Origin of the sequence: Novacetimonas hansenii JCM 7643, from assembly GCF_000964405.1 — a bacterium.
Classification (GTDB): domain Bacteria; phylum Pseudomonadota; class Alphaproteobacteria; order Acetobacterales; family Acetobacteraceae; genus Novacetimonas; species Novacetimonas hansenii.
In genome coordinates, this window is sequence record NZ_BANE01000243.1 from 1 (window position 1) to 1,135 (window position 1,135).

The window sequence follows — 1,135 nt, forward strand, 5'->3', positions numbered from 1 at the left end:
CTGAAAAAAGGCGGCACCCAGAAACTTTTCCTGTTTTTTATCAAAGAGTTGTTTTCAAACAATCCCTTACATTCGCGTTCGGTAAAATGGGTTTTTTATTCTGTGTTCAACGGGCTTCAGTCTAGAAGCGATCATGCCTTTTTTCAAGAACGCGGCAGCTTTACAAAGCCCTTTTGAAAAATCCTTGCCGGGATTCCTATTCTTCCCGTGGGGGCCTTGTCCTGCCTTTATCTGCCCGCAAAGACGACAGCAGGGCCGCCCCTGTCGCGGGCGGGGGCCGCCAGTGGGACGGATGTCGGAAAATCGACTTTGGCAGGGGGCGCTGTTATAAGGGGCGCGCTGTTATAAAAGCAGCATTCTTCATCATGATTTTGCGGGGACAGTCTGTGCAGTGCGAATGGCGTAGGTCTTATGACCGGCTGGTTCCGATGTTGATCAAGGAGCATTTCGGCGATCCCGGTGCCCTGACGCGGCAGTTTCCCTATATGAAAGCGACGTTCCCGTGGAAAGGTGACGATTTCATCATCACACCACAGGTGCTTGCAAACCCGGATAATGGCTATCATGGGGTTGAACGGCTGGCCATGGCGCATCATCAGGCCGGGGCCTGGCAACTGGCGGGGGAATACTGGCTGATCGCGGCGGGATGGCGGCGCAACAGGATGGACGCCAGTGACGAACGCCATGTGGCGGCCTTGCAGTTTGTTCTGCGGCATGTCGAATATAACCGGGCGCTGGCGGAGTGGAAAAAGAAAAAACGCAGCCGCAGCGCCATGCCCTATCCTGAACAGTTCGGGCTTTCAGACGGCATGTCCCCCCACGATACATAATAGGCAGGGCACGTGCGCCCTGTGGATGCGCTCCTTGCGGGACGTGCCCCCTGTATGTGCCCCCGTGTGTGTGTGTCCCTTGTGGGATCTGCCCTTTGTGGGACACTTTCGGGACACCGCGCCTGATCCTTTCGTGATTATAGCGGGGGCTGTTTGCAACCGGCCGACGGGCTGGGGACCATGCATGTTTCTGGACGGTGCCGTGTTTTCACATGGCGATGTCTTTCAGAGACTGTTTGAAAAGACATGTTCGATAACACACTGAAATCATAAAAGTTTTTGGTGAAGCTTTTTCTAAAAAGCTT

The 1,135-nt window shown here is 54.2% G+C and carries 1 protein-coding gene; it reads left to right on the forward strand.

What is annotated here, in order from left to right:
- The first annotated feature begins 428 nt into the window (after window positions 1-428).
- Window positions 429-830, forward strand: coding sequence for a hypothetical protein (locus B7G66_RS13990; RefSeq protein ID WP_231106300.1), 402 nt, complete (start codon window positions 429-431; stop codon window positions 828-830).
- The last annotated feature ends 305 nt before the right edge of the window (window positions 831-1,135 follow it).

What these genes read in the sequence shown, in the direction of transcription:
- B7G66_RS13990 (WP_231106300.1), top strand. Translation starts at nt 429, where the DNA reads ATGTTGATCAAGGAGCATTTCGGCGATCCCGGTGCCCTGACGCGGCAG.